17 protein-coding genes and 1 tRNA gene are annotated in these 22,442 nt (G+C 72.9%); 13 read left to right on the top strand and 5 right to left on the bottom strand.

Going from position 1 to position 22,442, the window contains the following annotated elements; translation table 11 throughout:
- Window positions 1–96 precede the first annotated feature (96 nt).
- Window positions 97–804 carry a ferritin-like fold-containing protein gene (locus tag FYC51_RS14375; protein ID WP_148734494.1) on the top strand — a complete coding sequence of 236 codons (708 nt, stop codon included), beginning with the start codon at window positions 97–99 and terminating at the stop codon, window positions 802–804.
- A gap of 79 nt (window positions 805–883) precedes the next feature.
- Here the strand turns inward: FYC51_RS14375 and FYC51_RS19630 are convergent, their stop codons facing one another.
- Both FYC51_RS19630 and FYC51_RS14385 read right to left on the bottom strand, forming a co-directional pair.
- Window positions 884–1,195, bottom strand: coding sequence for a hypothetical protein (locus tag FYC51_RS19630; protein ID WP_238476398.1), 312 nt, complete (start codon window positions 1,193–1,195; stop codon window positions 884–886).
- Between the two features lie 2 nt (window positions 1,196–1,197).
- Complete coding sequence (locus FYC51_RS14385) at window positions 1,198–1,422, bottom strand: DUF3107 domain-containing protein (RefSeq protein WP_148734495.1); 225 nt, start codon at window positions 1,420–1,422, stop codon at window positions 1,198–1,200.
- 92 nt (window positions 1,423–1,514) lie between these two features.
- Here FYC51_RS14385 and FYC51_RS14390 point away from each other — a divergent pair, with 92 nt between their 5' ends.
- Window positions 1,515–4,712 carry a UrvD/REP family ATP-dependent DNA helicase gene (locus FYC51_RS14390; protein WP_148734496.1) on the top strand — a complete coding sequence of 1,066 codons (3,198 nt, stop codon included), beginning with the start codon at window positions 1,515–1,517 and terminating at the stop codon, window positions 4,710–4,712.
- A complete protein-coding gene (locus tag FYC51_RS14395; protein ID WP_148734497.1) occupies window positions 4,709–8,116 on the top strand; it encodes an ATP-dependent DNA helicase in 3,408 nt (1,135 codons plus the stop codon). Before FYC51_RS14390 ends, FYC51_RS14395 begins: the two co-directional genes overlap by 4 nt.
- On the opposite strand, the gene FYC51_RS14400 is transcribed toward FYC51_RS14395, so the two are convergent.
- Entirely contained in the window at window positions 8,041–9,270 is a 1,230-nt protein-coding gene (locus FYC51_RS14400) for a phosphotransferase (protein WP_148734498.1), read from the bottom strand. The genes FYC51_RS14395 and FYC51_RS14400 overlap by 76 nt on opposite strands.
- 119 nt (window positions 9,271–9,389) lie before the next feature.
- Between FYC51_RS14400 and nudC the strand changes: the two genes are divergently transcribed.
- Both nudC and FYC51_RS14410 read left to right on the top strand, forming a co-directional pair.
- Window positions 9,390–10,364: an NAD(+) diphosphatase gene (nudC, locus tag FYC51_RS14405; protein WP_148734499.1), complete on the top strand. Its 975-nt coding sequence runs from the start codon at window positions 9,390–9,392 to the stop codon at window positions 10,362–10,364.
- Window positions 10,349–12,196: an ATP-dependent helicase gene (locus FYC51_RS14410; protein ID WP_148734500.1), complete on the top strand. Its 1,848-nt coding sequence runs from the start codon at window positions 10,349–10,351 to the stop codon at window positions 12,194–12,196. The genes nudC and FYC51_RS14410 overlap by 16 nt, the downstream gene beginning before the upstream one ends.
- A 919-nt stretch (window positions 12,197–13,115) precedes the next feature.
- Here the strand turns inward: FYC51_RS14410 and FYC51_RS14415 are convergent.
- Window positions 13,116–14,435 carry a zinc-dependent metalloprotease gene (locus FYC51_RS14415; RefSeq protein ID WP_148735334.1) on the bottom strand — a complete coding sequence of 440 codons (1,320 nt, stop codon included), beginning with the start codon at window positions 14,433–14,435 and terminating at the stop codon, window positions 13,116–13,118.
- A 213-nt stretch (window positions 14,436–14,648) separates the two neighbouring features.
- Here FYC51_RS14415 and FYC51_RS14420 point away from each other — a divergent pair, with 213 nt between their 5' ends.
- The 5 genes from FYC51_RS14420 to FYC51_RS14440 all read left to right on the top strand — a co-directional run bounded on the left by FYC51_RS14420 (window position 14,649) and on the right by FYC51_RS14440 (window position 20,365).
- The gene (locus tag FYC51_RS14420; protein ID WP_148734501.1) at window positions 14,649–15,752 is read left to right on the top strand and encodes a YlbL family protein; all 1,104 of its coding nucleotides are present in this window, start codon (window positions 14,649–14,651) and stop codon (window positions 15,750–15,752) included.
- A gap of 99 nt (window positions 15,753–15,851) precedes the next feature.
- On the top strand, window positions 15,852–18,758 hold the full coding sequence (locus tag FYC51_RS14425) for a UPF0182 family membrane protein (protein WP_148734502.1): 2,907 nt from the start codon (window positions 15,852–15,854) through the stop codon (window positions 18,756–18,758).
- A gap of 2 nt (window positions 18,759–18,760) precedes the next feature.
- Entirely contained in the window at window positions 18,761–19,618 is an 858-nt protein-coding gene (locus tag FYC51_RS14430; protein WP_148734503.1) for a class I SAM-dependent methyltransferase, read from the top strand.
- A 242-nt stretch (window positions 19,619–19,860) separates the two neighbouring features.
- Window positions 19,861–20,235: a DUF1304 family protein gene (locus tag FYC51_RS14435; RefSeq protein WP_148734504.1), complete on the top strand. Its 375-nt coding sequence runs from the start codon at window positions 19,861–19,863 to the stop codon at window positions 20,233–20,235.
- Window positions 20,236–20,288: 53 nt separating this feature from the next.
- Window positions 20,289–20,365 (top strand) — tRNA-Met (locus FYC51_RS14440).
- Here FYC51_RS14440 and FYC51_RS19895 read toward each other — a convergent pair.
- Window positions 20,322–20,765, bottom strand: a complete 444-nt coding sequence (locus FYC51_RS19895) for a helix-turn-helix domain-containing protein (RefSeq protein ID WP_148735335.1) — start codon at window positions 20,763–20,765, stop codon at window positions 20,322–20,324. The genes FYC51_RS14440 and FYC51_RS19895 overlap by 44 nt on opposite strands.
- Between FYC51_RS19895 and FYC51_RS19900 the strand changes: the two genes are divergently transcribed.
- The 3 genes from FYC51_RS19900 to FYC51_RS14460 all read left to right on the top strand — a co-directional run bounded on the left by FYC51_RS19900 (window position 20,764) and on the right by FYC51_RS14460 (window position 22,442).
- Complete coding sequence (locus FYC51_RS19900) at window positions 20,764–20,958, top strand: helix-turn-helix domain-containing protein (RefSeq protein WP_148734505.1); 195 nt, start codon at window positions 20,764–20,766, stop codon at window positions 20,956–20,958. The two genes, FYC51_RS19895 and FYC51_RS19900, sit on opposite strands and share 2 nt — an antisense overlap.
- 309 nt (window positions 20,959–21,267) lie before the next feature.
- Window positions 21,268–21,453: a hypothetical protein gene (locus tag FYC51_RS14455; protein WP_148734506.1), complete on the top strand. Its 186-nt coding sequence runs from the start codon at window positions 21,268–21,270 to the stop codon at window positions 21,451–21,453.
- Window positions 21,450–22,442 carry a ParB N-terminal domain-containing protein gene (locus tag FYC51_RS14460; protein WP_148734507.1) on the top strand — a complete coding sequence of 331 codons (993 nt, stop codon included), beginning with the start codon at window positions 21,450–21,452 and terminating at the stop codon, window positions 22,440–22,442. Before FYC51_RS14455 ends, FYC51_RS14460 begins: the two co-directional genes overlap by 4 nt.

The raw sequence follows: 22,442 nt of genomic DNA on the forward strand, positions 1-22,442 counted from the left end.
ACTGAGCGGCCCTCGAACGGGGTGCCCGGACGCGCCCGGAACGCGCCCGACGACCCTCTCCGGGGTGCCGGCGAGGCTCGGATATAGGCTGTCCCCGTGGTGTTCTGGACGAATCGGCGGGTCCCCCGCCCCGAGACGCCGCGCATGCGTCCCCGCGTCGCCCCCACCGAGCTGGCGAAGGTCGACTTCGCCGAGCTGGTGCCCGAGCCCGTGCCGTTCCTCGGCCAGGCCGCGTACATCCAGCTCGAGTTCTTCGAGAACCTCGCCAGGGCCGTCGCGACCGCGCCGACGCTGCCCGCGAAGGAGGGGCTGAGCGCCGCCGCGGGTGTCGCGCTCCGCAAGCACCACGCCCTCATCGCGGAGCTCCGCCGCCTCGGCGTCGAGCCCGACGACGTGATGGCGCCGTTCGCGCCCGCCACCGACCGGTTCCGCTTGGCCACCTCCGGCGCCGACTGGTTCGAACTGCTGCTCGGCATCCACATCACGGCGGGGATGCTCGACGGCTACTTCTCGCGGCTCGCCCAGGGACTGCCGGTCGAGCTCGGCTCGCGCGTGCGCGCCATCCTCGACGAGGAGGGCGCGTCGGTCGTGCTCGAGACCGAGCTGAAGTCCGCGATCGCGAACGATCCCGACCTCGCCGATCGGCTCGCACTCTGGGGGCGCAGCCTCGTGGGCGACACGCTGCTCATCGCGCGGTCGGCGCTGCGGGCGTCCGAGGCATCCGGCGACGACGTCGAGCCCGTGTTCACCGAGCTCATCGCCGACCACACGCGCCGCATGGACGCGCTCGGGCTCACCGCCTGAACGGCGCGCGCTCAGCTGACCCCATCTGCCGCACACCCGCGGACCCACCGCCTGAACGGCGAGTCGCGACCCGAGTCGGCTAGGCCCTGCGGGCGGATGCCCCGGGGCGGGCGAGCCGCTCGAAGAGCGCCGTGTCGGCGTGCTCGCGGCGCGGGCCGATGAAGAGCACGGCGCCGACCGACGCGAGGGCGGCGACGGCGAGCGAGACGACCCAGATCCATCCGCCGTCCCACGCCCAGCCGAGCCAGGTGAGGGCGACCCACACGACTGCGGCCACGCCGGCGCCGATGGCCGGGACGAGGGCGCTGCCGTAGGTGTGGCGACGCGGGAGCGCGTAGCGCGCCGCGAGGCCGAGGATGGCGCCGCCGAGCACGACGAAGAGGAGCTCCATCGTCAGGCGACGAATCCGACGCGGCGCGACTCCTCGGAGCCGATCTCCACGTAGGCGAGCGCGGGCGCCGGCACGACGTAGACGGTGCCCTTGTCGTCGGTGAGCTTCAACAGCGCCGACTGCCCTGCGAGGGCCGCCCCGACGGCCTCCTCCACCTCCGCCGCCGAGTGCGACGTCTCGAATGCGAGTTCACGGGGGGAGTTCTGGATGCCGATGCGAACGTCCACGGTGCGCCTTTCTGCTCTTGCTGAAACCCTACGACACGGGCCGCGCCGGGCCGTACGCGTTCACTGTCGGCGGAACGCGTTAGCGTTCAGGCATGCCCGGCACCGCGACCCTCCTGCATCCCGTCGCGACCCTGGTCGACGGCGAGCATGCCGCGGTGTTCGGGGCCCCGGGCAGCGGCAAGACCGCGCTGCTGATCGACGTCGTCGCCGAGCGCGTCGAGCGCCGCGGCTACACGACCGACGAGGTGCTCGTGCTGTCGGCCACGCGGGCGTCGGCCACCGCCCTCCGCGACGAGCTGGCCGTGCGGCTCGGCGTCACCACGCGCGGTCCGCTCGCCCGCACGGCGAACTCGGTCGCGTTCCAGCTCGTCCGCGCGTTCACGGGCGAGCCGGTGACGCTGCTCACGGGCGCCGAGCACGACCAGATCGTCGGCGAGCTCCTCGAGGGCGGCATCCGCGACGGCTTCGGGCCCGCGTGGCCCGACCCGCTCACGCCCGAGGTGCGGGCCCTTCGCGGCTTCCGCTCCGAGCTGCGCGACGTCATGATGCGCGCCGTCGAGCACGGCGTCGGCGCCGACGACCTCGCCCGGCTCGGCGAGCGGGCGGCCCGGCCCGAGTGGGTCGCCGCCGCCGCGTTCCTCGCCGAGTACGCCGAGGTCAAGGAGCAGCTGCGGCCGACTCAGTTCGACTCGGCCGAGCTCGGCGCGTTCGCCGCGGCGATCGTACGGCGCAGCACGGTCGACCCCGTGGCATCCGCGGCGCTCGGGGTGCTCACCGGGCTGCGGCTCATCGTCGTCGACGACGCGCAGGAGGCGACCGAGGCCACCGCCGCGCTGCTCGGCGCCTTCGCCGCACGCGGGGTCGCGATCGTCGCGTTCGGCGATCCCGACGTGGCGAGCAACGGGTTCCGCGGCGGCCGACCCGAGCTGCTCGGCTCGCTCGGCGCAGTGGTGGGCGCCCCCGTTCGTCGCATCGACCTCGACACGGTGCATCGCGGCCGACCCGCGATCCGCGAGCTCGTGCGCTCGGTCACCTCGCACATCGGCACGGCGTTGGGCGGCACCCATCGCCAGGCGGCGCTCGCAGGGCTCCTCGAGGGCTCCGACGGCCGTGCCGACGACGACAGCTCCGGCGGCCGTGCCGACGACGACGGCTCCGACGGCCGTGCCGACGACGACGGCTCCGACGGCCGTGCCGACGACGACCCGCTCGCACCCGTGCTCGGCATCGAGGCGGCCTCGCATGCCGCCGAATGCCAGGCGATCGCCGGGTTGCTGCGCGAGCGCCACCTGCTCGACGGCGTGCCGTGGTCGTCAATGGCGGTCGTCGTGCGGTCGGGCGCCGACGTGCCGGCCATCGAACGCGGCCTCGCGCTCGCCGACGTGCCCACCGCGGGCGACGCCGCCCGCACCGCGCTGCGCGAGGCGCCGGCCGCCGCCGCGCTCCTCGCCGCGGCGTCGTTCGTGCTCGGGCGCGAACCCCTCACGCCCGAGCTCGCCGTGAGCCTGCTCACGGGCCCGCTCGGCCGCCTCGACGGTGTCGGCCTGCGCCGGCTCCGGCTCGCATTGCGGCACGAGGAGCTCGCCGCGGGCGGCTCGCGCCCGGGCGACGAGCTCCTCGTCGACGCGCTGTCGGCGCCCGGCGGCTTCGAGACCATCGATGCTGCACCCGGCCGTCGGGCCGCGCGCCTCGCGAAGCTCCTGCACGCCGCGCGCGCCGTCGGCGAGACGGGCGGCACCATCGAGGAGGTGCTCTGGTCGCTGTGGGACGGCAGCTCCCTCGCGGCCGAGTGGGGCGCGCAGGCACGCGGAACGGGCGTGCTCGCCGAGGAGGCGAACCGCGCCCTCGACGCCGCGGTCGCCCTGTTCGCCGCCGCGACGCGCTTCGTCGAGCGGGAGCCCGACGCTCCGGCCCTCCGCTTCGTCGACGACGTGCTCGCGAGCGAGCTCCCCGAGGACTCCCTCGCCCCACGGCGCAACGCCGAGACGGTACTTGTCACCACGCCGCCGACGCTCATCGGCCGCGAGTTCGACGTCGTGGTCGTCGCCGGCCTCCAAGACGGCGTCTGGCCCAACCTGCGCCCGCGCGGCACGCTGCTGCACGCCGGACTGCTCCCGCGCGTCGTGCACGCCGCCCGCGCCGGTGCACCGCTTCCCGCGCCCGAGACCACCGCCGAGGCCCGCGCCACGGTCCGCGGCGACGAGCTGCGGCTGTTCGCGCTCGCCGCGTCCCGTGCGCGCCGGCAGCTCGTCCTCAGCTGCACCTCCAACGACGACGAGCAGCCGTCGATGCTCATGGGCTACGCGGCCGAGCGCCTCCGCCCCCGACGCCGTCCGCTCCACCTGCGCGGGCTCGTCGGCGCGCTTCGCCGTGACCTCGCCGCGAGCCGCGACCACGAGGCCGCCGCGGCGCTCGCGCTGCTCGCCGAGGAGGGCGTTCCGGGCGCGCACCCCGACGACTGGTACGGACTCGCGGCGCCGTCGACGACCGCGCCCATCGTCGACCTCGACGGCGACCCCGAGGCCGTCGTGGCGGTCTCCCCGTCGCAGATCGACCGCGCCGAGGAGTCGCCGCTCGGCTGGTTCATCGACCGCGTCGCCGCGCCGCCGTCGGGCATCGCCGCCTCCATCGGCACGCTCATCCACGCGGTCGTCGAGGAGGCAGGTCGGCGCGACGACGGCGACACGAGCATCGAGACGCTGTGGGCGTCCGTCGAGGAGCGCTGGCGCGACCTCCGCTTCGAGGCCGGCTGGGTCGCCGAGCGCGAGCGCCGAGGTGCCCGGCGCATGGCCGAGGGCGCCTCCGACTACCTCACCCAGTTCCGCGACGACCGCAAGGTCCTGCTCGGCGCCGAAGGCCGCTTCACGCTCGTCTTCGATCGCATCCGGATCACGGGCACCATCGACCGGGTCGAGGCGTCGCCCGACGGCACGACGGTCATCGTCGACCTGAAGACCGGCCGCACGACGCCGACCGCCGAACAGACCGCGCAGCATCCGCAGCTCGCGGCGTACCAGCTCGCCGCGCGCCTCGGCGAGGTGCCCGACGCGGGCGTGCTCGGCGGCGCGAAGCTCGTGTACGTGGCCAAGCCCGTGCGCGGTCTCGGCTTCTCCGAGCGCGCGCAGCAGCCGTTCGACGACGACGACGAGGCCGCGTTCCGCGAGCGGCTCGCCGCGGTCGCGCGCACGATGTCGGGCAGCGAGTTCGAGGGCCCGGGCGAGCTCGGGTTCCGGTCGCGCTTCGGGTCGTGGCAGTACCGGGTGCACCTGGTGCCGGCGGTGTCGGCATGAGCGCCGCACCCGCCCCCGCCTCGATCGGCGCCGCCGAGATCGCCGCGAGGCTCGGGCTCCACCCGCCGACCGACGAGCAGCGCGCGGTCATCGAGGCCGACCCGCGCGGTGCGAGCATCGTCGTCGCCGGGGCGGGCAGCGGCAAGACCGAGACCATGGCGAACCGCGTGGTGTGGCTGCTCGCCAACGGGCACGTCGCCGTGCCCGAGGTGCTCGGCCTCACGTTCACGCGCAAGGCGGCAGGCGAGCTGGCCGAGCGGGTGCGCGAACGCGTCGGGCAGCTCGTCGCCGAGGGCATCGCCGACGTGGAGCTCGATCCGCTCGAGTCGGCCGCCGTGGGCACCTACAACGCCTTCGCGAGCGCCATCTATCGCGAGCACGCGATGCTCATCGGCCGTGAGCCAGACGCCTCCGTGCTCGGCGAGGCATCCGCGTGGATGCTCGCGCGGTCGGTCGCGAGCGCATCGGCCGACCCGCGCCTCGTCGAGCTCGACGCGTCGCTCGACCGCGTCACGGGCGCCGTGCTCTCGCTGAGCCGAGCGCTCGCCGAGAACGTCGCCGACAGCCGCGACGTGCGCGCGTTCGCGCGCGACTTCCTCGCGATGGAGGGGCTGCCCATCGAGGCGCCGCGCAAGCGCACCGACTTCGCCACCTTCGTCGACGCGCTCGGCGTCGTCGGCGCGCTCCCGCCGCTCCTCGACCTGGCCGACGCCTACCAGGCGGCCAAGCGCGAGCGCGGGCACGTCGAGTTCTCCGACCAGGTCGCGCTGGCGCTCGCGATCTGCGAGCGGCATCCGCACGTCGTGGCCGCCCACCGCGAACGGGCTCGCACGGTCCTGCTCGACGAGTACCAGGACACGAGCGTCGTGCAGACCCGCCTGCTCGCCACGCTGTTCCGCGGTCACTCGGTGATGGCGGTCGGCGACCCCGACCAGTCGATCTACGGATGGCGCGGGGCGAGCGCCGCGAACCTGGCACGCTTCTCGCGCGACTTCGCCGCCGACGTCGACGGCGCACCCGGCGAGGCCGGAGTCTTCGACCTCTCGACGAGCTGGCGCAACCCGCGCATCGTGCTCGACGCGGCGAACGCGCTCATCGAGCCGCTCGACGCCGGGATCCCGAAGGCGCCGCTCGCCCCGTCGCCGTTCGCCGGCGCCGGCGTCGTGGACACCGCGTGGGCCGAGACGATCGAGGAGGAGGCCGACCTCGTCGCCCGGTGGTTCCGCGCGCGCGTCGGCACCGCGGGCGGGCGCGAGGCGCGCAGCGGCGCGCTGCTCTGCCGCACGTTCGCGAACGTGGGCGTGTTCACCGCCGCGCTCCGCGCGCACGGCGTGCCGGCGCACGTGCTCGGCCTGGCCGGCCTGCTCGACCAGCCCGTGATCGCCGACCTCGTCTCCGTGCTGCGCGTGCTGCACGACCCGACGGCGGGCTCCGAGCTCATCCGCGTGCTGGGCGGCGCGCGGTGGCGCATCGGCCCGGCCGACCTCATCGCGCTCAACGGGCTGGCGCGCTGGCTCGCCGACCGCGACCTCGGCAGCCGCCGCCTCGACGACGACGTCCGCCGCGAACTGCGCGCGTCGATCGCGCCCGACGAGTCGCCGTCGATCGTCGACGCGCTCGACTTCCTGCTCACGGCGCCCGACGGCCACTCCGCACTGCGCGAGTTCACCGCGGTGGGCCTGGGCCGCATGCGCCGGGCGGGTGCCCAGCTCCAGTCGTTGCGCCGCCGCGCCGGCCTCGGGCTCGTCGACTTCGTGCACCTCGTCGAGCAGGAGCTGCTGCTCGACATCGAGGTCGCCGCCAACGCCGCCCAGCCGCTCGGTGCGCCGAGCCTCGAGGCGTTCGACGAGCTGCTCGCCGGATTCGCCGACGTGTCCGAGCACCCGACGCTCGGCGCGTTCCTCGGCTGGCTCACCGAGGCCGAGCAGCGCGACCGGCTGGCCCCCCGCCAAGACGAGCCCGAGCCCGGCGCCGTGCAGGTGCTCTCGATCCACGGCTCGAAGGGCCTCGAATGGGACGTCGTGGCGATCCCGCGGCTCGTCGACGAGGAGCTGCCGGCGAAGCCGCGCACCACGAAGGGCTGGCTCGCCTTCGGCGAGCTGCCGAACGACTTCAAGGGCGACCGCGACGAGCTCCCCGAGCTGCAGTGGCGCGGCGTGCCGAGCCAGGCCGAGTTCGACCGGGCGCTCGGGGCGTTCGCCGACGAGAACCGCGAGCGCCTCGCCGAGGAGGAGCGGCGGCTCGCCTACGTGGCGCTCACCCGCACGCGCGACGAGCTCCTGCTCACCGGATCGTGGTGGTCGACGCAGAAGTCGCCCCGCAAGCCCAGTCCGTACCTCTACGAACTGTCGCGCGCGGGCATCATCGCGCCCGGGGTGCTCCCGGCCGCCCCGGTCGCCGACGCCAACCCGCGCGCCGGCGCCACCGCGCGCCAGGTGTGGCCGCTCGATCCGCTCGGTGCCCGGCGCGACCCCGTGCTCGCCGCGGCGGAGGCCGTGCGGGTCGCGGCCGAGCAGCCGAGCGGTGCGGGCATCGGCCCCCGCCTCGCCGAGGAGCTGCGCCTGCTGCTGGAGGATCGACGCCGCCGTTCCGAGGGTCCGGCGTCGCCGGCGATCCCGGCGCGCGTGCCGGCGTCGCGGTTCAAGGACTACGTCGACGATCCGGCCGCCGTCGCCGAGCAGCTGCGCCGTCCGATGCCGCAGCGGCCATACCGCGCGACCCGCCTGGGCACCCTGTTCCACGCCTGGGTCGAGCACCGCGCGACCGGCGAGGGCGAGGCGGCGGCCATCGACGACGTCGGGCACGACGGGCTCTGGCACGACGGGCTCTGGCACGACGACGACGCGCTCGACCGCTCACTCGATGCCGAGCGGCCCCGCGGGTCAGACGGGGCCGACCCCGCCGACCGCCCTGCCGACGACGCGCCCACGACGCAGCGGGCGCCCGCAGCCTCCATCGCGGCCGCGACCGCCGAGCGCCTGCGCGCCCTGCAGGCCACCTTCGAGACGTCCGAGTGGGGCGGCCGCAAGCCGATCGCCGTCGAGCTCGAGCTGCACCTGCCGATCGACGCGCACGTGTTCGTGTGCAAGCTCGACGCGGTGTACGAGGTGCCCGCCGGGAGCGAGCTCGCGAAGCGCGGCATCCGCTACCAGGTGGTCGACTGGAAGACCGGCAAGGCACCGCGCGACGCGCACGACCTCGAGCTCAAGCAGACCCAGCTCGCGCTGTACCGCCTCGCGTACGCGACGTGGGCCGACGTGCCGCCCGAGACCGTCGACGCGGTGTTCTACTTCGTCGAGGACGACCGGGTCATCCGGCCCGAGCGGCTCTACGACGAGGCGGCGTTGCGGCGCTCGTGGGCGTCGGTCGCGGCGTCGGACGCTGCTCCGTCCGCGGTCGGCTGACCCTCGCGCGGCGCCGCGTCGCCCCAGTCGCTGAGGTCGAGGGGGATGGGCGCGGTCAGGTCCATCGCCGCCGCCGGCTGCTCGCCCGCCTCGCGTCGCTCGAGCTCGGAGAAGTCGTAACTGTCGGTCAGGAGCGTCGCGCCGCCCTCGCGCGGCACGCCGCCGCGGGGCGTGTCGTCGAGCATGCGCTCCACGTCGCCGACCGTCATGATCGGCCCGGTCTCGGGCGACAGCGGCTCGCTCGACCGGTCGTGCACGCTCGCGGCGAGTCCGTCGAGCAGCGACACCGCGTCGTCGACGATCGCCTCGTCGCGCTGGTCGATGCCGTGCAGCAGCCAGCGGGCCAGCTCCAGCTCGCCGTAGAGCAGCGCGCGCTGCGGCAGGTGGCCGTCGGCGCCGCCGCTGCGGCCGATGACGTAGGCCTCGAGGGCGATCTCGGCGGATGCCCCGCGCGAGGTCATGAGCCAGTGCAGGTCTCGGGCGGGGTCGCCGACCGCCAGTGCCGACCACCCCACGATCGCGCTGACCGCGTCGCCGTCGACGAGGATCGAGTCGGCGGTGAGGCCCCCGTTGATCACCGTGGGGCGGAACCGCCACAGCGACTCGTCGTCGGTCGCCTGCTCCCAGCGGCGCAGGATCGCCGCGGGCAGGTGCCCGGTGTCGGCGGTCCGGCCGATGAGCTCGATGACCGCGTCGCGCGATTCGTCGGCGGTCTCGCGCGGAAGCCCGGCATCCCCGACGAAGCCGCTCGGGAGCGCGTGCACCGCGGCGACCGCGGCGCCGACCGCGGCGGCCAGCGCGGGGTGCTCGGTGAGCTCGTCGGCGGTGCGCACGGCGCCCGTGAGGAATCCGGTGACGACGGCGCGCGTGCCGTCGATGGGCGCCTGGCCCACGAACTGCGGCACGCGGAACGGCAGGCGGGCGCGGATCCCGGCCGTCATCGCGCGAATGGCGACGAGGTCGGCCGACTGCTCCGTCTCGGCGTTCTGCGACCGCGGCGCGCGGATGACGAGGTGCCGGCCGTCGGTCGAACGGAGCTCGACGGCGTCGTAGCCCCCGTGGCTGCGACGCGAGTGCGCGCGAGCCGCGCTCACCTCGAGGCCGGGCACCGCCGCCGTGGCCAACGCGGCTAGAGTGAGAGGGGGTCTGGCCATGGCACACAGCTTAAGCAGGCGGATCCGCCTCCCGGGCGACCGCCACGCCTTCCCGCCGACTCCGCTCCGAAGCGCCCGAGCCCTCCGTGGCCGAGCCTGATGTGCCGAGAGGTGGCCGAGTGCGCGAACCGTCAGCCCCGCCACTTGCGCGCGCGGCCCTCGATCGCGACGGCGACACCCGGGCCGACGACGACGCCCTCGCGCACCTCGACGCCGATCCCGCCGCGCGCGTCATCGCCGTGCATCGCGACAAGGCGCTCCTCGCCGAGGTGATCGAGGGGTCGGCGCCGTCGCTGCAGTTCCTGCGCCCGGCCGACGTGCCGACGCCGGCGCTGCGCGCCTACCTCGGGCGCGCGGTGGCGACCGCCGGATCGCCCGACGGCCTCCCGCCCGGCACGCCGATCGAGCTCCGGGTCGTCGACGCGGATGCCGCGGCGGCGCTCGAGGGCGAGGACGCCCGCTGGTCGGGGCTCCGCGCCGCCGCGCCCGTGCTCGGCGACCGCGACGCCGGACTCTTCACCGAGGCGCTCGCGCTCGCGAACTGGCACGACAACGCCCGCTTCTGCCCGCGCTGCGGCTCGACGACGACCGTCGTGCAGGCGGGCTGGGCGCGCCGTTGCGATCGCGAGGGCAACCTGCTCTTCCCGCGCACGGACCCCGCGGTCATCGTGCTCGTGACCGACGACGACGACCGGGTGCTGCTCGGCTCGAACGCGCTGTGGGAGCAGAACCGCTTCTCGCTGCTCGCCGGCTTCGTCGAGCCGGGGGAGTCGCTCGAGGCGGCGGTCGTGCGCGAGGTCGGCGAGGAGGCCGGCCTGCTCGTCGACCGCGTGGAGTACGGCGGCTCCCAGCCGTGGCCGTTCCCCGCGAGCCTGATGCTGGGGTTCACGGCTCGCGTCGCCGCGGGCGCTGCGCCGTCGTCCGCAGCGCCCGACGGGGTCGAGATCCTGCAGCTGCGCTGGTTCACGAGGGAGGAGCTGGCCGAGTCGGTCGGCGACATCGGCCTGCCGGGCGGCACGTCGATCGCACGGTGGATGCTCGAGCGCTGGTACGGCGGCCCGATCCCCGAGTCGCTCGCGTGGGCGACGTCGTGACCGGGGCATCCGACCCGCTGCTCGCCCCGCTCGACGACGACCAGCGGGTGGTGGCCGAGGCGCTCATCGGACCCGTCTGCGTGCTCGCGGGCGCCGGCACCGGCAAGACCCGGGCGATCACGCACCGGATCGCCTACGGCGTGGCATCCGGGGCCTACGACCCCGCCCGCGTCATGGCGCTCACCTTCACGTCGCGCGCCGCGGCCGAGCTGCGCGCCCGACTCCGCGCGCTCGGCGCGGGCGGAGTGCAGGCCCGCACGTTCCATGCCGCGGCGCTCGCGCAGCTCAACCACTTCTGGCCGCTCGTGGTCGGCGGGTCGGCCCCCCGGGTGCTCGAGTACAAGGGACGGCTGCTCGGGGAGGCGGCCGAGCGGATGCGGCTCCGTGTCGACGTGCCCACCCTGCGCGACGTGGCCTCCGAGATCGAGTGGCGCAAGGTCAGCGTGCTCGGCATGGACGACTACGAGCGACGCGTGGCGTCGCGCGGCGCACCCGGCGACCTCACGGCCGAGCAGCTCCTCGCGCTCATCGCCGGCTACGAGCAGCTCAAGGACGAGCGCCGCATGCTCGACTTCGAGGACGTGCTGCTCGCCACCGCGGGCATGATCGAGGCGGAGCCCGCCGTCGCCATGCAGGTGCGCGAGGGCTACCGGCACTTCGTCGTCGACGAGTACCAGGACGTCTCGCCGGCCCAGCAGCAGCTGCTCGACCTCTGGCTCGGCGGCCGCCGCGACCTCTGCGTGGTCGGCGACGCGAGCCAGACCATCTACTCGTTCGCCGGGGCGACCCCCGAGTACCTGCTCGGCTTCGAGCGTCGCTACGAGGACGCGACGCTCGTGCGGCTCGAACGCAACTACCGCTCGACGACCGAGATCATCGGCGTCGCCAACCGGCTCATGCGCGGCCGGGCGGGCGCCCTGCACCTCGAGGCGGTGGCGCCGGCGGGGTCGGTCGCGTCGGCCGGGCACGATGAGCGTCGGGCCGCAGCGGATGCCGCGCCGCTCGGCGGCCGGCCCGCAGCGGATGCCGGGCCGGGCGTCGAACCCGTCGTGCTCGAGTACCCCGACGAGCTCGCCGAGGCCCGGGCGGCCGCCACCCGCATCCGCGACCGCATCGACGCGGGGATCCGGCCCGAGGCGATCGCGGTGCTCATGCGCGTGAACTCGCAGTCGGCGATCCTCGAGCGGGCCCTCGACGAGGTGGGCGTGAGCTCGCGCGTCCGCGGCGCGGCGCGGTTCTTCGACCAGCCCGAGGTGCGCGAGGCCGTGCACGCGCTGCGCGCGGCGGCGCTCACGATCACGGGCGAGCCGCTCTTCAAGTCGGTGAGCGACGTGCTGCGGTCGCTCGGATGGACCGTGCAGCCGCCCGAGGGCCCCGGCGCGGTTCGCGCCCGGTGGGAGTCCCTCAACGCGATCGCCCGCCTCGTCGACGACGCGCCCGACGGCACGACGTTCCGGGCGTTCGCCGACGACCTGCGCGCCCGCGCCGAGGCGCAGCACGAGCCGACGGTCTCCGCCGTCACGCTCGCGACCCTGCACTCCGCGAAGGGCCTCGAGTGGGACGAGGTGCACATCGTCGGCCTCGTGGAGGGCATGCTCCCGATCGCGTACGCGAAGGGCTTCGACGCGATCGACGAGGAGCGCCGGCTGCTCTACGTCGGCATCACGCGGGCACGGCGCCGGCTCTCGCTGAGCTGGGCGCGGGCGGGCGGCGCGCACCGAGGGGAGCGGGAGCCGTCGCGCTTCCTCCAGGAGCTCCGCACCCGCACTCGGGATGCATCGCGTGCCGATGCGACCGCGGGAGCCCGGCCGGTCGTGCGCGACCGATCCTGATCGACGCCGACGCGAGCGCTCCCGGTCCGTGGACACGGCGATCGTCGACGACCGCGACCACGAGTGCCGCCGCCTCGATCACCGCGCGGGGGTCGCGCGTGGCCGCCGATCGTCCGGCGAGCTGCGCCGCGATGACCGGCCACGCGGCATCCGCGTCGCGACGCGCGAGCTCGAGGCAGCGCAGGCACGGGCCCGCACCCGGCTCGACGAGCGGCCCGACCCGCACCCCGGCGTCGTCGAACACGACCGCGAGGTGCGGCACGTCGCGGCGGAGCCACCGCAGGTGGCGCGCGGGCGGCACGACCCAGTCGGCCGCGACCACGGCGAGGTCGGCCCGGTCGAGCACGGATGCCGCGTCGGGCCCCTCCCCGTCGGCGAATCGGCGGGCGCCGCCCTCGAGGTCGACCACCTCGTGACCGAGGAGGGCGAGGTCGGCGGCGATGCGGGCGCCGAGCTCGCCTGTCGCGTCGATCGCCACCACGCTGCGCGGCGGACACCCCGCAGCCGATCGTTCCCCACCCTGGGCTGCCGCCTCGAATGCCGGCTCGAGCGCCGCGAGCACCGCGCGCACCCGCTCGCCGCTGCCGCCGAGCCCGATGCCGATCGTCGTCAGCGTGCCGATGCTCGCGCCGTGCCGCAGGGCCGAGATGAGGCCCGTCTCGAGGTCGCCCGCGTCGCGGAGCACCACGCGAGCCTCCGTGGCGCCCAGCTGGAGGTCGGCCGGCGTGCGCCAGACGAGGGGGAGGGCCGGGTCGATGCGCGGAGCCATGCCGCGAGCATGCCCGAGCGGGGCGCCGCGGCGCGGCATCCGTCCACAGGCGGCACGACCGACCCATGCGCCCACTGGCCGGTCAGGCCTCGGGCCCCGATCCGTCCACAGGCGGCACGAGCGGGGACGGGCGACCGCCCGCCCGGCCGATCAGGCCTTCGGCTCCTCGCCGTCCTCGCCGGGCGCGGCCGGCGTCTCGCCGCGGAGCAGCTGCTCGAGCGCCTGGTCGAACTCGTCGTCGGCCTCGGACTCGGCGGTGTCGGTACCGGTGAGCCGTGCGATGAGGCCGCTCGGGTCGTCGATGTCGGCGGACGTCGGCAGCAGGTCGGGGTGCGCCCACAGCGCGTCGCGCGCCTCGACGCCGACCGCCTCGGTGACCGCGCGCCACATCGCGGCCGCCTCGCGGAGCCGGCGCGGTCGCAGCTCGAGGCCCACGAGCGTCGCGAACGCGGACTCGGCCGGGCCGCCCGACGCGCGACGGCGCCGGATGGACTCGGCGATGGCGTCGGACTTGGGCAGGCGCCCGGTGGCGTCGGCCGTCACGGCGTCGACCCAGCCCTCGACGAGCGCGAGCATCGTCTCGAGGCGGGCGAGCGCGGACTCCTGCGCCTCGCTCTTCGGGCGGATGAGGGCGCCGTTCACGACCGCGTCTCGCAGCGCGTCGGTGTTCGACGGGTCGAAGCCCTCCGCGAGCTCCTCGAGGCGTTCGGTGTCGATGTCGATGCCGCGGGCGAACGCCGTGATCGCGGTGATGAGGTGCAGGCGCAGCCAGCGCGCGTGCCGGAAGAGCCGCGCGTGTGCGAGCTCGCGCACGCCGAGGTAGAGCTCCACCTGGTCGGTGGGGATGTCGAGGCCGTCGCCGAACTCGGCGACGTTCTGGGGGATGAGCGCCGCGCGACCGTCGGTCTGCAGCGGGATGCCGACGTCGCCGCCCGAGACGACCTCGTCGGCCAGCTGCCCGACGACCTGGCCGAGCTGCATGGCGAACAGTGCGCCGCCGATGCCGCGCATCATGCGGCTCGCGCCCTGGATCATCGACTTCAGCTCCTCGGGCGCCTGCTCGCTCATGACGCGCGTGAGCGAGTCGGAGATGCTGAGCGCCACCGGCTCCGCGAGCTGCGACCAGACGGGCATGGTCGCCGCGACCCACGCGCGACGCGTGAGCAGCTCGGGGGTGTCGGGGAGGCCTCCGAAGTCGACGACCTCGTCGAGCCAGAGCGCCGCCACCTGCAGCGCCTGGTCGAGCCGGGCGCGCTCCTCGGGCGTGATCTGCCGCTGCTCGGATGCCGCGCGGTCCTCGCCCTGGCGCAGCGCGAGGCTCCAGTCGATGCCCTCGTCGCCGCGGTTCATCGCCTGCTGCAGCTGCCCGAACAGCGCGGCGATGCTCGCCGGATCGTTGGGCAGCCCCGCGGCGCCGGCGAGCCGCGACGGATCGATGCCGCCCGACCCCGACAGCAGCTCGCGGAGCATCTCGCGGAACTCCTCCTCGGGGTCCCGGTCGAAGGGCTCGTCGTCCCGATCGGCCACGTGCGCCACCTCCAGTCGCGTCACTTCAACCGTAGCCCCGGCGCTCAGGCGCGCGTCTGGGAAATGGCCTAGGCTGGGCCTTCCGGCTGTCCGCCCTTCGCGAACATCGCCGCCCGGCGCCCCAGGCGGCGTCCGGCCCGCCCCGGAAGGAATCGGATGGCCCTCTTCGACGACGACCCGTCGCCGCGCCCGCGCGCCCGTTCGCGCCGGGAGCGGATCGGCGGCATCGCGATCATCGTCGCCGTCCTCATCGGCGTGCTGTTCGCCCTGCTCCCGTCGCCGTACGTCATCGAGCAGCCCGGGCCGGTCTACGACACGTTGGGCGTCGCCGAGCACGACGGCGACGAGGTGCCCCTCATCGAGATCCCCGACGAGGAGACCTTCCCCACCGACGGCGAGCTGAACCTGCTCACGGTGACCGTGCTCGGCCGCCCGGGGCAGACGCCGAACTGGCTCGAGGTGCTCGGCGCCTGGTTCGACCGCACGCGCTCCGCGGTGCCCGTCGAGGCGATCTTCCCGCCCGGCGTCACCGACGAGGACCGCGACGCGCAGAACGAGGCGGCCATGGTCGACTCGCAGCAGGACGCGATCGCGGCCGCCCTCGTCGAGCTCGGCTACGACTTCCCGCGCGACGTCACCGTCGCGGGCATCCTCGACGACTCGCCCGCGGCGGGCGTGCTCGAGGAGGGCGATGTCATCGCCGAGGTCAACGGCGACCCGGTGAACTCCATCGACGAGCTGCGCGCCGCGGTGCGCGAGAACGGCGCGGATGCGCCGGCCGAGTTGTCGGTCGTGCGCGACGGCGCGCCGCTCACGGTGCAGGTGACGCCCGTCGATCGCGACGGCACGGTCGTGCTCGGCGTCGGCGTGCGGATGGTCTACGCGTTCCCGATCGACGTCGAGCTCCAGCTCGACAACGTCGGCGGCCCGAGCGCGGGCATGATGTTCGCGCTCGGCATCATCGACAAGCTCACGCCGGGCGCCATGACGGGCGGCGAGATCATCGCCGGCACGGGCACCATCGACTCCGCGGGGGAGGTCGGGGCCATCGGCGGCGTCCGGCAGAAGCTCTGGGGCGCCGAGGAGGTGGGCGCCGACTGGTTCCTCTCGCCCGCCGGGAACTGTGACGAGGTCGTGGGACATGTCCCCGACGGCATCCGCGTGTTCGCCGTCGAGACCCTCGACGAGGCGCGCACCATCGTCGAGACGATCGGCGAACGCGGCGACACCTCCGGATTCGCGTCCTGCGAGGCATCCTGAGGCGTCGCTGACAGCGAACGGCCGAACAGCCGTTTCCAAGCATCGCGACCCTAGGATGGAATCCCGAGCCCCCACAGCGACCCCGAACAGAGGCCGAGAGTGTCAGCACAGACGCAAGAACCGAGGATTCCGCGACGCCGCGCGCCGATCCTGATCACGATCGGGGTCGTCGCCCTGCTGGTGATCGGGTTCTTCGTGTTCGTCGGACTCTACGCCGACGTCCTCTGGTACGACCAGCTCGGATTCCTGAACGTGCTCACCACGGAATGGGTCGCCCGGATCGTCCTGTTCCTGGTGGGCTTCATCGCGATGGCCGTGCCCGTCTGGGCGTCGATCCAGATCGCGTACCGCACGCGCCCCGTCTACGCGAAGCTCAACTCGCAGCTCGACCGCTACCAGGAGGTCTTCGAGCCGTTGCGCCGCCTCGCGATGTACGGCATCCCGGCCGTGCTCGGCATCTTCGCTGGCGTCTCGGCGTCGAGCCGGTGGGAGCTCACGCTCATGTGGCTCAACCGCACGCCGTTCGGCACGACCGACCCCCAGTTCGGCTTCGACGTGGGCTTCTACGTCTTCGAGCTCCCCTTCTACCGCTCGATCGTCGGGTTCGCCTCGGCCGTCGTGCTGCTCTCGCTCCTGCTCGTCATCGCGACGAACTACCTCTACGGCTCGATCCGCGTGAGCGGGCGCGAGGTCGTCATCTCGAAGTCGGCGCGCATCCAGATCGCCGTGACGGCGGGCATCTACCTGCTGCTGCAGGCGATCAGCATCTGGTTCGACCAGTACGCGACCGTCACCGAGAACTCGACGCTCATGACCGGTGCGGCATACACCGACGTCAACGCCGTGATCCCCGGTCGCGGCATCCTCGCGGCCATCGCCGCCGTGGTGGCGCTGCTCTTCTTCGTGACCGCGATCATCGGGCGCTGGCGGCTGCCGCTCATCGGCACCGCGCTGCTCATCGTGTCGAGCCTCATCATCGGCTCGCTCTACCCGTGGGTGATCCAGCGCTTCCAGGTCGACCCGAGCGCGCGTTCGCTCGAGGCGCCCTACATCGAACGCAACATCGACCTCACGCGCGACGCCTACGGGGTCGACGACATCGAGACGATCCCGTTCGAGGCCGAAACCGATGCCGAGCCCGGCGCGCTGCGATCGGATGCCGCCACGACGGCGAACATCCGCCTGATGGACCCGCTCGTGATCAGCCCGGCGTTCCAGCAGCTCCAGCAGTTCCGCCAGTACTACCAGTTCCCCGATGCGCTCGACGTCGACCGCTACGACATCGACGGCACCACGCAGGACACCGTCGTCGCGGTGCGCGACCTCGCCCTCTCGGGCCTCGGCGACGCCGAGACGTGGTTCAACTCGCACATCGTCTACACGCACGGCTACGGACTCGTCGCGGCGGCGGGCAACCAGCGCTCGGTCGACGGCCAGCCCGTGTTCCTGCAGTCGGGCATCCCCTCGACGGGCTCGCTCGGCGAGTTCGAGCCTCGCGTCTACTTCGGCGAGGACTCGCCGGCGTACTCCATCGTGGGTGCGCCCGAGGGTGCCGACCCGGTCGAGCTCGACTACCCGGCCGGCGCCTCGAGCGACGAGCAGACCTACACGACGTTCGAGGGCGACGGCGGCCCGGCGCTCGACAACGTCTTCACGAAGCTCGTCTACGCGCTGAAGTTCCAGTCCGAGCAGATCTTCCTCTCCGACGCCGTCAACGACGACTCGCAGATCCTCTACGACCGCGACCCGATCGAGCGCGTGAAGAAGGTCGCCCCGTACCTCACGCTCGACTCCGACAGCTACCCGTCGGTCGTCGACGGTCGCGTGGTCTGGATCGTCGACGGCTACACCCTCACCGACCAGTACCCGTACTCGAACAAGGTGAGCATGAGCGAGGCGATCGCCGACAGCGAGGGCCTGCCGCAGTCGCTGCCGTTCGACGAGGTCAACTACATCCGCAACTCGGTGAAGGCCACGGTCGACGCCTACGACGGCTCCGTCACGCTCTACGCCTGGGACGACGAGGACCCGATCCTCCAGACCTGGCAGAAGATCTTCCCGTCGACGCTCGAGCCGATGAGCGAGATGTCGGGCGCGCTGCTCAGCCACGTGCGCTACCCGGCCGACCTCTTCAAGATGCAGCGCGCCGTCCTCGGCCGGTACCACGTGACCAACCCGGGCTCGTTCTACTCGCGTGAAGACGCGTGGACCACGCCGAACGACCCGACCGCGGCCTCGAACACGCAGCTGCTGCAGCCGCCGTACTACCTCACCATGCAGATGCCCGGGCAGGACGTGCCGGCGTACTCGCTGTACTCCACGTTCATCCCCGAGGCCCGCGGCGAGCAGAGCCGCAACGTGCTGCGCGGCTACCTCGCGGTGGACTCCGACGCCGGTTCGACCGACGGCGAGCGGGCCGAGGGCTACGGCACGCTGCGCCTGCTGACCCTGCCCGAAGACGACAACGTGCCGGGCCCCGGCCAGGTGCAGAACACCTTCAACGGCGATCCGACGGTGTCGCAGTCGCTGAACCTGCTGAAGCAGGGGCAGTCCGAGGTGATCAACGGCAACCTGCTCACGGTGCCCGTCGGCGGCGGCCTGCTCTACGTGCAGCCGGTGTACGTGAAGTCGACCGGCAACACGAGCTATCCGCTGCTGCAGAAGGTGCTCGTGGCGTTCGGCGACCAGATCGCGTTCCAGGACACGCTCGACCTCGCGCTCGACGTGCTGTTCGGCGGCGACTCCGGCGCCGCAGCCGGCGACGAGGAGGTGGAGCCCGGCACCACGCCGACGACGCCACCCGAGGGCGGCGAGCAGCCGACGACCCCGACCGTGCCCGACGACGAGACCCAGGCGCTGCTCAACGAGGCGAAGGTCGCGCTGCAGAACAAGCAGGCCGCCCTCGCCGAGGGCGACTGGGCCGCGTACGGCGCCGCCGACGCGCAGCTCGCCGAGATCATCGCCCAGCTCATCGAGCTGAACCAGCCCGACACGAACCCGCAGTAGCCGTGGACGTCGACCTCCGCGGCGGTGACTGGCTCGACGACAACCGCGCCAACTGGGACGAGCGCGTGCCCGTGCACGTCGCGTCCGAGTTCTACGATCGGTCGCCCCTGCGCCGGGGCGACGGCGTGCTCGACCCGATCGCGCGGGCGGGCGTCGACCGCCTGTTCCCGAACGGCATGCGCGACGTGCGCGTGCTGCACCTGCAGTGCCACTTCGGCTCGGACACGCTCTCGCTCGCGAACCGCGGCGCGAGCGTGGTCGGCCTCGACTTCTCGCGGCCGGCGGTCGAGGAGGCGCGGCGCATGGCGGCCGAGCTCGGCGTCGACGATCGAGCCCGGTTCGTCGAGGCGAACCTCTACGACGCGCGGCACCTGCTGCCCGAGCCCGAGTCGTTCGACCTCGTCTTCACGACGTGGGGCACGATCGGCTGGCTGCCCGACGTCGCGGAGTGGGCGCGCATCATCGCCTGGTTCCTGAAGCCCGGCGGACGCCTCTACTTCGCCGACGGGCACCCCTCGGCGTTCGTCTTCGATGGCGACGGCGGCCCCGGCGGCCTGCCCGTGTTCCAGTTCCCGTACTCGAATCCCGAGCCCGACGTGCTCGAGGACGCGAGCGACTACGCGGACCGCGACGTGGCGATCTCGAACGCCCGTACGTGGGAGTGGATGCATCCGCTCGCCGAGGTGCTCGGGGCCCTGCGCGACGCGGGACTCTCGATCGACGCGTTCGACGAGCACTACCAGGTGCCGTGGCAGATCTTCCCGGTCACGGTGCCGGTCGGCGACGGCATGTTCGGCTGGCCGTCCGAGCGGTGGCTCCCGCTCTCGTACGAGGTCGTCGCGACGGCCCGGCAGCGCTGAGCTCGCGCCGTCGACGGGATGCTTCGGCACCCGCATCGGGCGGTCGTCGCGACGGCCCGGCAGCGCTGGGCTCGCGCCGTCGGCGGGATGCTTCGGCACCCGCATCGGGCGGTCGTCGCGACGGCCCGGCAGCACTGGGCTCGCGCCGTCGGCGGGGTGCTGCGGCATCCGGGCCGAGAGTGCTTTCCACGGCCCGATCTGGGGTATTGTGACGCCGGGATCGCGCGAGCACACTGAGCCCTATGGGCGTGGTCGCGCAGGTGCTCGCGGTCGTCGAAGGGATCGCCCTGATCGTGGTCGGGATCATCACGGCGTTCTTCTTCCGCAGCCCGCGGCTCTTCAGGTTCCTCTACATCCAGCCGGGGGACCAGGAGGCGGTACGGCCGTGGGCCGTCTACAGCGGGTACGTCAACATGCTGTGGGGACTCGGGGTGCTCGCCGGCGTGCTGGCCGTGAACCTCGGCTTCCCCGAGGTCGGTCGCACCCTCGTGGCGTTCACGAGCATCGTCCTCGTCGTGCTCGGCTTCGTCATCGTCTTCACCGAGATCCGGTACTGGCGCAACGTGATCGTGCTGGTGGCGTTGCCCGTGCTCGTCATCATCGCCATGCTCGTCTGAGCCGGGCTCGATTGGACGACGGATGACCCGCATGCTAGTGTTATCTCTTGTGCCGCGGGGTGGAGCAGCTCGGTAGCTCGCTGGGCTCATAACCCAGAGGTCGTAGGTTCAAATCCTGCCCCCGCAACCAAATCGGAACGCCCGGTCTCTTCGGAGGCCGGGCGTTTCGTGTTCACCGGGACCGCCGACTCGATCGGGGCGCGTCCGAGCAGGTAGTCAGTGCTGACACCGAAGATCTCGGCCAGGTGAAGGATCTCGTCGAGGTTCCAGCGGTTCGAGCGGTTCATCTTGCTGTTCACCGTCGTCGGCTTTGTGCCGAGGCGCATGGCCAGCTCCCGCTGTGACATCCGGTTCAAGAAGAGCAGGTGGTTCACCCGAAGCGCGACCAGCTCGGTGGCGCTGTACTCCGGGATGCTCATTGCTTCAGCCATTTCCACATGATCGCACAGAGAAGCACGCAAGGCACGCAGTTTCACTGTAGATCCGTGAAAGATACATAAAACACGTACATCATGATACCGTGCGTACATGGTCACGGAAGAGAGCTACCTGACGCCGGACGAGGTGGCCGCGATCTATCGCGTCACTGGGGCGACCATCCGGCGATTGATCAGGACAGGGGAGATGCGTGCGGTCCGCGTCGGGTCCCAGTGGCGGATCCCACGCTCGGCGCTCAGCGAGACGCCCCACACCGAGCGGACGACTGGACGTGCGTCCGCATAAGAAGGGACCCCCCGTTGCAGCGGGGGGTCGGGATTCCAATTCACGGGCTAGGCATAGGAGGAATCAGGCCATGTTCGAGGGTATCAGCCAGGTTTTCGGCCGCGCCACGGGGGCGCCCTTCACGGCGTCGGAGGTGGCGCGGCTCCAGGCGATCGCGGCGCGAGTGCGGGAGACCACGCATGGGCTGTGCTGTCCAGGCGCATCGTTCGCGACGTCGGCGTCAGAGTGCGCGTCGATCACGTGCGCGTGGGTTGCGTGGGACGTCGCTCGCGATGTTGTTGCGTCGCTTGAGGTGGGGGAGGTGGCGGCATGATCGGCATGGAGGAGCTGACGCGTGAGTGGGGCGCGGTCTTGTTCATCCTGTTCGGAGGGCTGGCGACGGCGTTCTTGGTCGTCATGTTCCGCTCGATCTTCGACAAGGACTGGTTCCTGGCTGTCGTAAGCGGCCTGCTGATCGCGGCCAGCGCTGTCGCAGTCGGGGGGGTGCTCGCGTGAGCATGGCGATGGCGCGACGGGCGGCGCTCGACGATGTGAACCCGGTGATCTGGGTCAAGGTCGACAGCATTGTCTTGCCACATGATCGGTCGCGGCGGGAGCCCGACCCGGTCGTGGTCGAGCGGATCGCTCGCTCGTTCACGGACGTGGGTCTGCTGATGCCGATCGGGGTGACGCCTCACAACGTGCTGATCTTCGGTACCACGCGGCTCGCGGCGGCGAAGAAGCTCGGGTGGGAGCGCATCGAGGCGCGCGAGTTCGAGTCCGCCGACGACCCTGAGGTTCGCAGGTTGATGGAGTGGGAAGAGAACGACGCACGTCAGGACCTCACGCTCGAGGAACAGCTTGCGTTCAAGCGCGACGTGCTCGACCCGATCCTCACAGCCCGCGCCAAGGAGCGCCAGCAGGCCAACGGCACCGCCCGGGCTTCGCAGATGTGGGGGCGCTCAGTAGAAGGTGGAAACTTTCCACCTTCTACTGAGCGACACGTCGTCGCACCCGTGGTGACGCCGGCGATTCTCGCTGCAGGACCCGCGGTCGAGGTCGAGTCTCGCCCGGCATCGGGGAAGTCGCGCGATCTGCTCAACCACTACTTGGGTGTGTCGGGGCGGACTATGGAGAAGTTCGAGCAGCTCGCGGACTGGTCGGAAGATGAGTCGCTTCCGGCGCCGGTGCGGGAGGAGGCCGCGCGGGCGCGTGATCGGGCGAACACGCTCGGCAAGGTCGACGGCGAGTACAAGCGGGTTCGGGCGCTCGTTGAGCAGCCGGCCGTGCCGAGGCCTGACCCGTCGATCGAGGTCGAGGCACGTCTCACACGAGGGTTCTCCGCGTTCGAACGGCTGCTGGAGGAGCACCCCGCGGCCGAGGTCGCAGGGGTGCTGTCCGAGGGCGGGTGGCGGGGTCTCGCAGTGGTGTTGCAGCGGACGATGGAGTGGGGCCGTGACGCGCGCAGGCGTCGCGAGGCGTGCGAGCGGCCAAGGGGGAGCTGA

Source organism: Agromyces mariniharenae (assembly GCF_008122505.1).
In the GTDB taxonomy this organism is placed as follows: Bacteria; Actinomycetota; Actinomycetes; order Actinomycetales; family Microbacteriaceae; genus Agromyces; species Agromyces mariniharenae.

Coding starts and splice junctions, on each gene's coding strand:
- FYC51_RS14420 (WP_148734501.1), top strand. CDS start 14,649: ATGGCCCTCTTCGACGACGACCCGTCGCCGCGCCCGCGCGCCCGTTCG.
- FYC51_RS14400 (WP_148734498.1), bottom strand. CDS start 9,270: ATGGCCAGACCCCCTCTCACTCTAGCCGCGTTGGCCACGGCGGCGGTG.
- FYC51_RS14415 (WP_148735334.1), bottom strand. CDS start 14,435: ATGCTCCGCGAGCTGCTGTCGGGGTCGGGCGGCATCGATCCGTCGCGG.
- FYC51_RS19895 (WP_148735335.1), bottom strand. CDS start 20,765: ATGTACGCACGGTATCATGATGTACGTGTTTTATGTATCTTTCACGGA.
- FYC51_RS14390 (WP_148734496.1), top strand. CDS start 1,515: ATGCCCGGCACCGCGACCCTCCTGCATCCCGTCGCGACCCTGGTCGAC.
- FYC51_RS19900 (WP_148734505.1), top strand. CDS start 20,764: ATGGTCACGGAAGAGAGCTACCTGACGCCGGACGAGGTGGCCGCGATC.
- FYC51_RS19630 (WP_238476398.1), bottom strand. CDS start 1,195: ATGGAGCTCCTCTTCGTCGTGCTCGGCGGCGCCATCCTCGGCCTCGCG.
- FYC51_RS14395 (WP_148734497.1), top strand. CDS start 4,709: ATGAGCGCCGCACCCGCCCCCGCCTCGATCGGCGCCGCCGAGATCGCC.
- FYC51_RS14455 (WP_148734506.1), top strand. CDS start 21,268: ATGATCGGCATGGAGGAGCTGACGCGTGAGTGGGGCGCGGTCTTGTTC.
- FYC51_RS14435 (WP_148734504.1), top strand. CDS start 19,861: ATGGGCGTGGTCGCGCAGGTGCTCGCGGTCGTCGAAGGGATCGCCCTG.